The sequence below is a fragment of the Streptomyces sp. NPDC056480 genome (assembly GCF_042795405.1).
GTDB lineage: Bacteria > Actinomycetota > Actinomycetes > Streptomycetales > Streptomycetaceae > Streptomyces.
The window spans coordinates 126,986-140,003 of sequence record NZ_JBHTSA010000007.1 but is presented as its reverse complement, the minus strand read 5'-3'; the positions used below and the strand labels follow the sequence as shown (position 1 = coordinate 140,003).

Sequence of the window (13,018 nt, the reverse complement as noted above, 5' to 3'; positions counted from 1 at the left end):
GAGTTGCCTACGTGTCACGACCTCAGTCCTACCGGGTTCCACCCCACGAAAGGCGCAGAACCCAGAATCTGATCACGACATCACACAGGCCCTAGTCGTCCCCGAGCTGAAGGACCGGCTCCGGCCGCTGCTCAAGGACCTGATCAACCGTTACCCGAACGTCGGCCCCACCGCGCCGATCACCATGAACCTCGGCTGCTACACGCGCCAGGACGACAGGAACAACTGCGCGGCCTACGCCATCTGCGACCTGGGCGAGCGCGTGCTCCCGGCGATCCTGCCGATCCAGCGCGCGTGCACCCCGGGCCTGAAGATCCGCGCCCAGGACATTTCCCCTGGCCAGCTGGCGTGCACCTGTACCAGCCTCGTCGACCAGGACGCCTACTTCCACCGGATCATCGGCGACAAGGGCGCCGTACCCGGCGACGTGAACACCGACCTGGAGGTCGTCGTCTTCGACGACCACACCCAGTACGCCCTGTACGCCTGGGCCGTCTACAACATCGACGTCGACAACGGGGCCATGTACGAGGAGGGCTGCCCGGCCACCGTCGACAACCAGGCCCGCTTCATCGCCCACGAAGCCCACTGGCTGCGCCCGGACTTCCAGATCTGGAACCTCAACCACGAGTACACCCACTACCTCGACGGCCGCTTCAACATGCACGGCGACTTCGAGGCGGGCATGACCACGCCGACCATCTGGTGGGTCGAGGGCATCGCCGAGAACATCTCGTTCGGCTACCGCGGCGAGCGCAACGCCGACGCGATCGCCGGGGCCCGCAGGAACACGTACAGACTGAGCGACCTCTTCGACACCGTCTACGGCCAGGACGAGGACCCCGAGGTCAACTCGAACCGCGTCTACCGCTGGGGCTTCCTCGCGGTCCGCTACATGCTCCAGGCACACCCGGCCGACGTCGAGACCGTGCTGGATAAGTACCGCGCCGGCGACTGGACGGGTGCGCGTTCCTTCCTGAAGGAGACCATCGGAACCCGCTACGACGCGGGCTTCGCGACCTGGCTGACGACCACCTGCGCGACCGACGACTGCGGTCCGCTACCGGAGGCCGCCTCGACCGCGCCCGCCCCGCTCTGCACGATCAGCGACTCCCGCCAGTTCGACCAGAACTGCCGCCGTGACCATCTCGCGGCCGCCACCGGCAACTACAGCTACCACTTCGTGTACCTGCCCGCCGGCGTCAAGCAGCTGACCATCACGAGCAGCGGCGGCACCGGCAATGCCGACCTGTACTACGGCGGCGGCAACTGGGCCACCACCGGCAGCTACGCAGCGAAGTCCGTCAACGCAGGCAACGGCGAGACGCTGACGATCGACAACCCGCCGTCCGGCTGGGTCTAGTTCAGCCTCGCCGCCGCTCAGGACTTCAACGGTGTGAGTCTCTCCACGCGGGCCAAGTGAGCCGGTTCTCCGAGGCTGACCTGGCCGGACTCAGCTGCGGGACGAGACCAGAAGTCGACCCCCTTCGGTGAACGCCTGGACGGGGTCACGGCCCCAAGGCGGTCGGCGGCTTGGGCAGCGAGCAATGTGTTCGTCTACCCCAGCGATGGAAGGAGACCGGCCGAAGGCTGTTCCCCGTCGAGCGCTCAGGGCGCCATCACAAGGCGGGTGCCCGTTGCTCCGCATGCTGACCACGGCGCGCAGTGGCCTGGCACTGATCCTGGCGGACTTCGTCGGGAGCAGCGCCAGTTCCCAGGCCAGAAGCCGCGTGGCCGCGTGGCCGCGCGGGGAGGGGTACCGTACTCCGGGGTGACGGTCAGACCAGCCGCACCTGATTCTCGACGTACTGTTTGACGACAGTCAGGGGTACATCGCCGCACGACCCGGCGTGGTAGGAGCAGGAGCAGAAGTGTCCGGCCCCGCAGGTACCGCCGGACATGACTGTCGTACTCCTTGCACAGCAGCCGCGCGGAGACTCCGTTGAGGCTGTTCATCACCTTGGAGAGCCGGGCCTTCGGCGGGTGGTGCACCAGGAGGACACGTGGTCGTCCGCGCCGTTGAACTGCTTCAGCTCGCCCCGAGGTCTGAACAGATCTCCGTCATGATCTCTTCGCACCGCGTCTTGCGTGGCGTCAGTCATGGCTCTACGTCGGTACTTGGTTGCAAAGTCCAACTGAGCATGCCAGTTGTAAAGGACGTGACGGCCGATACGTAAGTCGGGATTGCGATTCCACCGTGGTGACCTAACCCAGTTGATAGAGTGATCGTCATGCAGCTTCGGTACTGTTTTCGCCTGTACCCGAGCACAGGTCAGCGAATGGCGTTGGCAAGGGCGTTCGGATGTGCTCGGGTTGTCTTCAATGACGCCCTTCGGGCCCGCGAAACCACTCGCGGCGCCGGGCTGCCGTTCATCTCCTCGGGCGAGCTGTCCAAGCAGCTCACCTCGGCGAAGAAGACCCGCGAGCGGGCGTGGCTCGCCGAGGTATCATCGGTGGTGCTGCAACAGTCGCTGCGGGACTTGGACGCCGCCTACAAGAACTTCTTTGACAGCCTTAAGGGCAAGCGCCCGAGGATGGGTCCGCCACGGTTCAAGTCCCGCAAGGACACCCGGCAATCGGTCCGGTTCACGGCCAATGCAGGATGGAAGATCACCCCCGGCGGGAAGATCCGACTGCCCAAGGTCGGTGACATCTCCGTGAAATGGTCCCGCACTCTGCCGTCGGCGCCGTCCACGGTGACCGTGGTCAAAGACAGCGCGGGGCGCTACTTCGCCTCGTTCGTGATCGAGACCAGCCCCGGGCCGCTGCCGGGAACAGAAGCCGTGATCGGCATCGACCTCGGTCTGACGCACTTCGCGATCCTCTCCGACGGAACAAAGATCGACAGCCCCCGCTTCCTGCGCCGGGCCGAGAAGAAGCTGAAGAAAGCGCAGCAGGACCTCAGCCGGAAGACGAAGGGATCGAAGAACCGGGACAAGGCTCGGATCAAGGTCGCTCGAGCCCACGCACGCACCGGCGATGCCCGGCGCGAGTTCCATCACCAGCTCTCCACGAAGATTATCCGTGAGAACCAAGCGGTTGCAGTGGAAGACCTGGCGGTCAGGGGACTCGCCCGCACGCGCCTCGCGAAGTCCGTGCACGACGCCGGCTGGTCGGCGTTCATCACAATGCTGGAGTATAAAGCCGCCCTGTACGGGCGTACCTTCCACCGCATCGGCCGGTTCGAGCCGACCTCCCAGACATGCTCGGCCTGCGGGATCAAGGACGGCCCCAAGCCCCTGAACGTTCGTGAATGGACGTGCAGATCCTGCGGGGCTGTTCTTGACCGGGACGTCAACGCGGCGGTCAACATCGCCAAGGCGGCCGGACTGGCCGTATCAGCCTGCGGAGCGCGGGTAAGACCGGGACTCGTCCCGGCACAGCGCGGAGAAACAGGAACCCGCCCAAAGCCCCAGCCGGTGACCACCGGCAGGCAGACGGGAATCTCCGCCTTTTGAGGCGGAGAGGACGTCAAAAGGACTCCAACGACCTCGACCTCGACCTCCTCTTCACGCCGCTCCAATGCCACGCCCGTATCAGGCCTTACCACCTCGACGCCGGCGGCTACTTCGTCCACTCCAAGTACCTGCTCGTCGAGGGAAACTACGCGGGTCACCCGGATACGAAGTGGACCTTCACCGGCTCGCACAACCTGGACACCTCCTCCCTCTCAGGGAGAACGACGAGGCGCTGATCCGCCTCGCCGGCGCGGCGGCACACGATGCCTACAAGGCGAACTTCCTCGCCATGCGGGCCGAGGCCGTCCTGCAGTGACCGGTCGCTCGGTGTCGTGCGTCGCGCCGGACGACACCGAGCAGCCCCGCTGTCCCGGCGGCGGGCCGCAGTCACCACCCGCGAGGCGGCAGGCGCGCGGCGCGGTGCGGGTCGCGAGGTGGCCGGGCGGCGACGGGGCGACGTGACGAGGTGGCGACGTGACCAGGCTGCGACGGGGCGACTTGACGAGGTGGCGACGTGGCCAGGCAGCGACGTGGCGAGGTGGCACGATGACGCGGTGTCCGACTCCTTGCACGAACCGTGGCTGCGTGGCATCGCCTTCAATCCGGCGGCGCCCTCCGACGTCCTGATACGTCTGGTGGATCGAGCGGCCGGTGACACCTGCCTGCTCATGTGTCAGGGTCGCGACCTACCCGACCCCGTCATCGACGCGGCCCTCCACCACCCGGTCATGAAGATCCGTCGCGCGCTCGCGGGCAACGGGCACATCGACCCCGCTCGGCTGGCGCCCCTGGCAGCGGACCCGTCGGGTCTCGTCCGCGGACGGCTCGCCGGCGGCGCCCACCCCCGTCCCCGCCGGGTCCGGCCCCTGCCGGACGACATCCTCGTCACCCTCCTGACCGCACGGGATGGGGGCGAGGACGGCATGCTCACCGCACAGGAGATCGTCCAGGAGCTCAGCGCCTCCCGGCAGATCCCTCAGTCCTTCTACCGCTCCATGGCCGAGCACGAGCATCCCAGGATCCGTGAACACGCGGTCCGAAGATGGCACTCACTCACCGGGGCCCAGCGAAGCGCCCTGCTCGACGACCCCGACCCCGCGGTTCGGAAGGGGGCGAAGGAAAGCAGCCGGGAGTCGGACGGGGCAGCGGTGGAGGCCATGCTGCCGTCCATCGGCTCGCTCAGCAGACCACATGTGCTCGGCACGTGCGCCCTGTCCCCCGCGCTCATCGATCAGTGCTTCGCGGACGGCAGCGTGTACCCCTTGACCTGGAACCGGCACACCCCGGCCGACACCGTGGCCCGGCTCGCCCGCCACCCCGAGGCAGGTGTACGCGCGATGGTCGCAGCCCGGCCCGACCTGGCACCTGCCGTGGCAGCGGAGCTGAGGGAGGACCCGGACGAGGGCGTGCGGACGCGGATGCGCCTCCACCCCTTCACCCGCACCTGGGACGAGTACGGGGCGATCCGGCGGTGCAACGGGCACGGCCCCGACTGCACCTGTCCGATCACCGAGCTGTCCACCGCCCCGTCGCCCGAGTGGTTCGCCGCCTGCGCGGCATCCGACGAGCCAGTGCTGCGCCGGGTTGCGGCGTGCTGGCCAGGCCTGCGCGCAGAACTCGTCGCGACGCTCGCACAGGACGACGACGAGGAGGTACGGATCAGGCTGGCCTGCCACCACCCGCTGGCCCCGCCCCGCCTCCTCCTGGACGTCTTCGTCTCCCGCCCGGCCCACCGGCCGCACCTACTGACGCTGCCCACGTTCCCCCGCACCGGCCTGGCCCACCTCATCAGCCACCCCGACCCCCAGGTCAGGGCCCTGGCCGCAGGCGATCCCGCTGTGCCCGACCCGCCGGTGCACGACCCCGACCACGCGGTACGCCGTGCCGCCGCCGCCAATCCCAACCTCGCACCCGATGCCCTGGAGGGTCTCCTCACCGACCCCGGCACCGCCGAGGGAGCCGCGGCCAACCCGTCGCTCCCCGTCCCCCGCATGCACGCACTCCTGAACCTCAGCCTCACCACCACCTGATCAGCAGCGGCCCGACCGGCTCGACAGACGGACCGTCGACGCTCCGGCACACCCTCCTGAACCGATCGTGAACCGCCCAGAGCGAGCGTGACGCCCGCTCCCCTCGTCAGGACGACGCGGGCTGCCGAGGCGAGCGGAGGACCAGCAGGGTGATCTCGCTGGGGGCGAAGACGCGGAAGGGCGGGCCCCAGAAGCCGGTGCCGCGGCTGGTGTAGAGCAGCGTGCGAGTGCCGTGGTGGCTGAGGCCGGCGACGGCCGGCTGGTCGAGGCGGACCAGGTAGTGGAAGGGCCAGATCTGACCACCGTGCGTGTGACCGGAGAGCTGGAGGTCGATGCCCTGTGCCGCCGCTCGGTCGATGAACTTGGGCTGGTGCGCGAGGAGGAGAACAGGAAGCTCGGAGTCGGCGCCGTGGAGGGCTCCGGCGAGGTGGGCTCGGTGCCCGGCCAGCCCGGAGGCCTCGGCGGTGACGTCGTCGACGCCGGCGACCACGAGGGTGTCACCGCCGCGTTCGAACAGAAGATGCCGGTTGCGGAGGGGCTCCCAGCCCAGCTCGCCCATCAGGTCGACCCACCCCTGGGCCTCGCTGTAGTACTCATGGTTGCCGGTGACGTAGACACGCGCCCAAGCGGCCCGCACGGTGCCCAGCGGGGTGGCCTGGGCGCGACGGCGGTCGGCCGTGCCGTCGGCGATGTCGCCGGTGTGGCAGACCAGGTCGGCTTCCAGGGTGTTCACCGTCTCGCAGACCCGTTCCGACCAGCGGGCGCGGTCGAGCGGACCGTAATGGGTGTCGGTGATCAGAACGACCCTGGTTCCGTCCAACCCTGCTCCGAGACGCGGGAGTTGGACGTCGAGTCGGCGCACGCGTGGTACGCGCCTGGCCTCGACGTACCCCCAGGCGAGCAGCACCGCGGATACGCCGAGGACGGACCAGGTGACGATCCGTGCCCGGTCCTCTCCGTCGCCGACACCGGCCACGGTCAGGGCGAGCCTCAGCAGGACGCCGAGCAGGACGGACCAGGTGAACAGGACCCAGATGCCGCCCAGCAGCGTGTCACCGACGATCGCCGCCCGGTCCTGCTGGCGCCGGCCGTGGCCCCGCATCATCGCGAGCGGCATCCCGATCAGGCCGAGGGCGAACAGGACGGTGGAGACGAGAGTGCCGGCGAGCGGCCAGTTCTGACCTGCGTACAGGAGAACCCAGCACGGCACGGTCCACAGCAGGACGGGGGCGATCAGGGGAAGGTAGCGGAGCAGACGTTGCAGCCGGCTCCCTGGCTCCTCTTCAGCCTCTGTGGCACCAGATCGGGGTTCACTGGTCTCGGTCACGCTTCGTCTCCTGGGGTTCTGTCCGGCGGGTCGTACGCCTGGCGGATCCGGGTGGTGGCCACGGAGCAGTGGTCGTACCGACCCTTTGCCCGTGGTCTCGGCATGATCCGCCACCCGTCCTCCACCGCGCGGGGAGGACGTGCCTCCAAGCTTCGCAGAGGGTCAGCTGTCCTCCGTCAGCGCCCGTTCCATGACCTGCGCCAGCCGGGCTCCCGCCCGGTCCGTTCGCTGCCGCGCCCGCTTCCCGCCTGTCGAGGCCTTCTCCAGCCGCAGCCGCGCCGTGCGGCCGTGCAGGGTCAGTGTCATCAGCTGGTTGCCGAACCACGGTCCGCCCGTGCGCTCCCAGCGCACCGCCGGGCGTGCGACCCGGCCGTGCCGCGCCAGGAGGTGTCCGATGCCCTGGGCAAAGCGGCTCCAGCCGAAGCGGAAGCCCACGCGCATCGCCATGGGCACGGAGTTGTGCAGCGGTGAGCAGGTGAACTGGAAGACGCGGGAGCGCGGCTGCTGCCCGGCAGGCCAGACGGGCTCGGCGACGTACGCGTGGTGGACGTCCCCCGACAGCACGCACACCGTCGCCGGGGCGGCGTCGCCCCGCCCCACCTCCGCGACCGTGTCCGTCAGCCGGTGGAACGAGGCGGTGAACGCCGCCCAGTGCTCCAGGTCCGCGCGCCGCCGCAGCCACTCGCCGAACCGGGCCCAGCGCGGACCGCGCTCCCCCCGGCACAGAGCCGCGTGCCAGCCCTCCGCGAAGTGCACCATCGGCGGCAGCAGCCACGGCAGAGAGGTCCCCACCAGCAGGTGGTCGACGCCGGCGGGGTCGTCGAACGCCTGCGTCCGCAGCCAGTCCGCCTCCTCGGCGTCGAGCATCGACCGATGCTGCTCCTCCAGCACCCGCGCGGCCCGGGTGTCGACCATCAGCAGCCGGGTGCGGCCGAAGTCCCGGCGGTAGCTCCAGCGCACCGACTCCGGAGCGGCGTCGGCCCGCTCCGCGAACGCGCGCAGCACCTCGGTGCCGTCGTCGGCGGCGAGGACCGCCGCGTACAGCGGGTCCTCCGCGAGCTCGGCCGGTGAGAGGTTCCCGATGTGCTGGTAGACCCAGTACGACATCAGGCCGCCCGTGATGCGCTCGTGCCACCACGGCGTCGCCCGCATGTCGGCCACCCAGGCAGCACTGGTGTTCCAGTCGTCGATGATGTCGTGGTCGTCGAAGATCATGCAGCTGGGCACGGTCGACAGCAGCCAGCGCAGTTCCGGATCGCCCCAGGACTCGTCGTAGAGACGCGTGTACTCCTCGTAGTCGGCGACCTGGTCCGGAGGGGCGTCGGATCCGGTGCCGGTCGACCGCCGGTGCCGGGCGATCCAGTCGCGGGTGCCGGCGGACGTCTCGTCGGCGTACACCTGGTCACCCAGGAGGACGAGCACGTCCGGGCGGCCGTCGTCGGGGTCGGCGGAGAGCCGGGCGGCGAGGGTGTCGAGGACGTCGGGGCCGACCGGATCGGCCCCGCCCACGGCGGGCGCCGCCCACCGGCACGAGCCGAAGGCGACCACCGCGCCGGTCGCCGGGGCCGGTGGCGTGTGCAGGGTGCTGGGCGGCAGGGGCGGGTCCGCCAGGGGCCATGCCCGCTCGCCGTCGAGCACCACCTCGTACTCCGTGGCCGACCCCGGGGTCAGACCGGTCACGACGACCAGCGCGTAGTGGTGTCCGGCGACGAGGAACGTACGGGCCGAACCCCCGCCGCCGCCCGCGCACCGGATCTCCGCCGTGCACGCCCGGTCGGTCTCCACCCACACCGTCGCGCTCGTCCCCGACTCCCAGTCGACGTACCGCACCAGTGGCCCCAGCCGCAGACCGGCCATCGCGCGTCCCCTTCCGTCGCCCGGTACGGGCCGGCCGGCCCGTCGTACGGACCGGCCGTTCGTCCGGACCGGCCCCTCGCAGGGACCAGCCCACCGCCTCGACCGGTCCCCTTAGGACCAGCCCTACGTCCGAGCCGGCCCCTAGGACAAGCCCTTCGTCCGAGCCGGCCCCGCACGACCGAGCCCTTCGTCCGAGCCGGTCTCCGTACGGAGGAGGCCTTCCTCGTACGGTACTGAACGGGGCGCCGACAGCGTCGCCGTACGCCCCGGCACATGGTCACGTTCGGTATGACCCGCGGCCGGCAGGGTAGCGGAGGTCCATGGCACCTGACGACACTTCCGCCGCCGCGAGCGGCTATGTACAGCCCGAGATCGACGTCAAGGCCCTGGCGGGGCTGCTCGACGGGGAGTACGCGGAGATCCGCGACCTCGTCCGGACCAATCTGGCGGCCCATTCCTCCGTCCTCGAGGACGCGGAACGGCTCGGCACGGACGCGTTCCGCGAGCGGGTGCGCGACATCGTGGTCGAGATGGCCGGGACCGGCCAGACCGGGATGGGCTTCCCGGCGGCGTACGGCGGCGGGGACGACGTCGGAGCGTCCGTCGCGGCCTTCGAGACCCTGGCCTTCGGCGACCTGTCCGTGCTGGTCAAGGTCGGGGTGCAGTTCGGGCTGTTCGGCGGCGCGATCCTGCATCTGGGCACCGCGCGCCACCACGACGCGTACCTGCCGGATCTGATCGCCGGCCGGCTGATGGGCTGCTTCGCGATGACCGAGACCGGGCACGGCTCCAACGTCCAGGCGCTCGGGACGGTCGCCCGCTACGACGCCGACGCCCAGGAGTTCGTCGTCACCACGGAGGGCGACGCGGCCCGCAAGGACTACATCGGCAACGCCGCCCGCCACGGCGAGCTGGCGGTCGTCTTCGCCCAGCTGGAGGTCGGCGGCGAGGCCCGCGGCGTCCACGCCCTCCTCGTACCGCTGCGCTCCGGCGGTGAGGTCGTGCCGGGCGTCGAGATCGAGGACGACGGCCGCAAGATGGGCCTCAACGGCGTCGACAACGGCCGCATCCGCTTCCGGGGCCTCCGCGTCCCGCGCGAGGCGCTCCTGAACCGCTTCGCCGACGTCACTCCCGACGGTACGTACGTCAGCTCCATCGACAACCCCAACCGCCGCTTCTTCACCATGGTCGGCACGCTCGTCCAGGGCCGGGTCTGCGTCGGCGGCGCCGGCGTCAGCGTCGCCAAGGTAGCCCTCACCCTCGCCGTCAAGTACGCCGTGCGCAGACGCCAGTTCGAGGCATCCAGGGGATCCGCGAGCGCTCCGAGCACATCGAGTACGTCGGGTACGTCGGACACTTCCGGTGCTTCCGGTGCTTCCGGTGCTTCCGGTGCCTCCGGCCCTGAGGAGCAGCTCCTGCTGGATTACGGGCTGCACCAGCGCCGCCTGCTGCCCCTGCTCGCCCGCACGTACGCGCTTCACTTCGCGCAGGACACGGTCCGCGGGCAGCTCCACGACGTCTTCTCCGGCGACGACGACCCGCAGGCGCGCCGGCGCCTGGAGTCGCGGGCCGCCGGCACCAAGGCGCTCGGCACGTGGCACGCCACGCGCACGGTGCAGGAGTGCCGCGAGGCGTGCGGCGGCGCCGGCTATCTCGCGGTGAACCGCTTCGCCGCCCTGAAGGCAGACAGCGACGTCTTCACCACGTTCGAGGGCGACAACCACGTCCTGCTCCAGCTCGTGGCCAAGGGGCTGCTCACCGACCACGCCAGCGAGTTCGAGGACCTGGACCAGCTCGGCATGGTCCGCTACGTGACCGGCCTGGCGGTCGAGACCGTCATCGAGAAGACGTCCGCCCACAAGCTCCTGGAGCGGGTGCGCGACCTGCTGCCCGGTGGCGACGAGTGGGACCGGGAGGCAGGGCTGCTCGACTCGGAGTACCAACTGGCCATGCTGCGCTACCGCGAGGAGCACATGCTCGCCGGCCTGGCCCGCCGCCTCAAGGCCGGCGTCGACCGGGGGCGTGATCCCGGCGCGGTCTTCTCCCGGGTCCAGGACCACGTGATCGCCCTCGCCCGCGCCCATGTCGAGCGGCTGGTCCTCGAGTCGTTCGTCGACGCGTCCAAGGCCCACCCCGATGGCGGCAACAAGGTCGCGCTGGGGCTGCTCTGCGACCTGTTCGCGCTGTCGACGATCGAGGCGGACCGGGCCTGGTTCATGGAGCACGGCCGACTGACCGTCCAGCGGTCCAAGGCGATCAGCCGGGAGGTGAACGACCTCTGCCGCAAGATCCGCCCCCTCGCCGTCGACCTGGTCGACGCCTGGGCCGTCCCGCCGCGGATGCTGCGGGCGCCGGACCTGCTGGCCTGAGAGCCTGCCGGCGGGATCCCCCGCGCGCCCGGGCCCCAGGAGACTTCGTGCTCCTCGTTCGCAAGCCTCCAAGGGAGGTCCTCGCTCCACCCCGCAGTTCCCGCCGCGCGCCGCGCGCTGCGGCCCGGATGCCGCGTCCTGCGTGCGAACTTCGCCCACTCCATGCTGATGCTCGGCGCCCGCCATAATCGCGCCGGCCACCCTCGCTCCGCGTGCTCCACCAGCCCTCGCGTTCCCGCCCGCCCGCGGCGCGGCCGCCCGGTCGTCGATCCAGCCGAGGACCGCGGCGGCGGGCCGCTCCCCCGTCGCGATGGCAGCCGCGTGCCGTCCCCCGCTCGCACGTGTCGCAGACGGAGCCGACCACCTGGTACAGCGGCTTCCTGTCGAAGCTCAGGGACCGGTTCTGGATACTCCCGGTCCGCTGCAGTCGGCAGCGGATCGGGACTCAAGGGTCATGGGCAGGGTGGGCAGCCTCCCTCTCCAGAGGTAGCGCTCGCCTGCGATCTCGAAGCCGTGGCGTTGGTAGAACCGGATCGCCCGTTCGTTCTTGTCGGAGACCCCCAGGCGGATGCGTGCGGGTCCTGCCCAGCTGAGAAACTCGGTCATCATGTGGCCACCGAGTCCGTGCCCCTGGGCGTGATCCAGCAGGTACATCGGTCCAAGCGTGATCGATTCCGATTCTTCCTGGTGGCCGCAGAGATAGCCGACGATCTCCGTCCCGAACCGGACGACACGGCAGAAGTGCGGGGCAGCGTCCTGGTTCGCCATCTCGATGAACTCTCGCCACTGCGCGATGCCTTCCGCGGTGGCAGACGAACCGCGGTGCTCACGGATCCAGGCCTCGTCGACCCCCGCGTCTGCGTCGAGGTAGTTCTCCAGCCAGTTCCGCAGGTGCAAGGGCCCCAGTATCGCGGCGTCGTCAGGGTGGGCGTCAGTGATCGTATAGGCCATGTCGGATGATACTCGCGCGCCGGCCACGTGACCGTGGGACGCCGAGAAGCCCGAGCGAGGCCCCCTTCGAGGTCGGCTCACGCCAGTCCTCGGCTCACACCCGTCCTCGGCTCACGCCCCGTCCTAGGCTCATACCGCGCTCGGCGCAGGCACATCCTCGGCCGCAGGCACATCCTCGGCGCAGGGACGTCCTGCGTTCAGGTCGCGGCGCGGAAGACGTACGCCGTCATCGGGGCGGATACCGGCCCCGGTCCCAGACGGGCCGTCATCTCCTCGATGACGGTGGCCCGGACGGCCGGCCCGCCGCCGCGTTCCTCAACGGCCGCGCGCAACGGCGTTCCGGTGAGATACCCGGTCGCGAGGTCCGCTGTCGACGCGGCCCGGCCCTGAAGCGTCAGCTCCCGCTCCTCCTCGACGGTGAACCCCGCGGCCGTGAGATCAGCGGCCACGAGAGCGGGGTCGGCGTACCCGTGCGGAACCGTCGGGAGGAACCGCGGCGGGTCGACCGGAAAGGCCCGCTCCAGCCCGGCCTGCAGCGCGACTTCGAAACCGTGCGATGCCAGCGGGCCCCAGGTGTTGAACAGGAACCGGCCGCTCGGGGCCAGCACCCTGCGAACCTCGGTGAAGGCGGCGACCCGATCGGGAAAGAACATCACTCCGAACTGACAGACCACCAGGTCGAATCCTCCGTCCGTGAACGGCAGCCGCTGCGCGTCGGCCTGCCGCCACACGGCGCCCGGGGCCCGGGTCGCCCCGAAGGCGACCATGGCCTCGTTCAGGTCAGTGGCCGTCACCTCGGCCGAGGAATCCGCTGCGAGCAGACGCGACGTCAGCACGCCGGTTCCCGCTGCCAGTTCGAGGATCCGCCCAGGGCGCAATGCCGCCGCCCGGGCGGTCAGATCCTCGGCGAAGGGCCGGAAGACCACCGGCACGAGGTGCTGCTCGTAGGCCATCGGCATGGAGTCGGACCACCGTCGGTCGCCCTTGATTCCCGTCACGCTCATGACGGTAGCGCCGCGCCGGGAG

9 protein-coding genes are annotated in these 13,018 nt (G+C 70.2%); 5 read left to right on the top strand and 4 right to left on the bottom strand.

Annotation, left to right across the window (positions count from 1 at the left end; translation table 11 throughout):
• The 4 genes from ACFQ79_RS06130 to ACFQ79_RS06115 form a co-directional block, all read left to right on the top strand.
• Window positions 1-1,363, top strand: a 1,363-nt coding sequence (locus tag ACFQ79_RS06130) for a collagenase (RefSeq protein ID WP_383579637.1), incomplete at its 5' end; no start/stop codon positions are given.
• Between the two features lie 868 nt (window positions 1,364-2,231).
• A complete protein-coding gene (locus tag ACFQ79_RS06125; protein ID WP_383579636.1) occupies window positions 2,232-3,458 on the top strand; it encodes an RNA-guided endonuclease InsQ/TnpB family protein in 1,227 nt (408 codons plus the stop codon).
• A 169-nt stretch (window positions 3,459-3,627) separates the two neighbouring features.
• Window positions 3,628-3,774, top strand: a complete 147-nt coding sequence (locus ACFQ79_RS06120; protein ID WP_383579635.1) for a hypothetical protein — start codon at window positions 3,628-3,630, stop codon at window positions 3,772-3,774.
• A 238-nt stretch (window positions 3,775-4,012) separates the two neighbouring features.
• On the top strand, window positions 4,013-5,488 hold the full coding sequence (locus ACFQ79_RS06115; protein ID WP_383579634.1) for a hypothetical protein: 1,476 nt from the start codon (window positions 4,013-4,015) through the stop codon (window positions 5,486-5,488).
• Between the two features lie 106 nt (window positions 5,489-5,594).
• On the opposite strand, the gene ACFQ79_RS06110 is transcribed toward ACFQ79_RS06115, so the two are convergent.
• Window positions 5,595-6,815, bottom strand: a complete 1,221-nt coding sequence (locus ACFQ79_RS06110; protein WP_383579633.1) for a metallophosphoesterase — start codon at window positions 6,813-6,815, stop codon at window positions 5,595-5,597.
• A 162-nt stretch (window positions 6,816-6,977) separates the two neighbouring features.
• Complete coding sequence (locus tag ACFQ79_RS06105) at window positions 6,978-8,672, bottom strand: alkaline phosphatase D family protein (RefSeq protein WP_383579631.1); 1,695 nt, start codon at window positions 8,670-8,672, stop codon at window positions 6,978-6,980.
• Between the two features lie 320 nt (window positions 8,673-8,992).
• On the opposite strand from ACFQ79_RS06105, the gene ACFQ79_RS06100 reads away from it, so the two are divergent.
• Window positions 8,993-11,041 carry an acyl-CoA dehydrogenase gene (locus tag ACFQ79_RS06100; RefSeq protein WP_383579630.1) on the top strand — a complete coding sequence of 683 codons (2,049 nt, stop codon included), beginning with the start codon at window positions 8,993-8,995 and terminating at the stop codon, window positions 11,039-11,041.
• Window positions 11,042-11,431: 390 nt separating this feature from the next.
• Here the strand turns inward: ACFQ79_RS06100 and ACFQ79_RS06095 are convergent, their stop codons facing one another.
• Window positions 11,432-11,992 carry a GNAT family N-acetyltransferase gene (locus ACFQ79_RS06095; protein ID WP_383579629.1) on the bottom strand — a complete coding sequence of 187 codons (561 nt, stop codon included), beginning with the start codon at window positions 11,990-11,992 and terminating at the stop codon, window positions 11,432-11,434.
• A gap of 197 nt (window positions 11,993-12,189) precedes the next feature.
• Window positions 12,190-12,996 (bottom strand): class I SAM-dependent methyltransferase, encoded by an 807-nt coding sequence (locus ACFQ79_RS06090; RefSeq protein WP_383579627.1) that lies wholly within the window; start codon window positions 12,994-12,996, stop codon window positions 12,190-12,192.
• Between the last annotated feature and the right edge of the window lie 22 nt (window positions 12,997-13,018).

What these genes read in the sequence shown, in the direction of transcription:
- ACFQ79_RS06090 (WP_383579627.1), bottom strand. Translation starts at nt 12,996, where the DNA reads ATGAGCGTGACGGGAATCAAGGGCGACCGACGGTGGTCCGACTCCATG.
- ACFQ79_RS06100 (WP_383579630.1), top strand. Translation starts at nt 8,993, where the DNA reads ATGGCACCTGACGACACTTCCGCCGCCGCGAGCGGCTATGTACAGCCC.
- ACFQ79_RS06125 (WP_383579636.1), top strand. Translation starts at nt 2,232, where the DNA reads ATGCAGCTTCGGTACTGTTTTCGCCTGTACCCGAGCACAGGTCAGCGA.
- ACFQ79_RS06095 (WP_383579629.1), bottom strand. Translation starts at nt 11,992, where the DNA reads ATGGCCTATACGATCACTGACGCCCACCCTGACGACGCCGCGATACTG.
- ACFQ79_RS06105 (WP_383579631.1), bottom strand. Translation starts at nt 8,672, where the DNA reads ATGGCCGGTCTGCGGCTGGGGCCACTGGTGCGGTACGTCGACTGGGAG.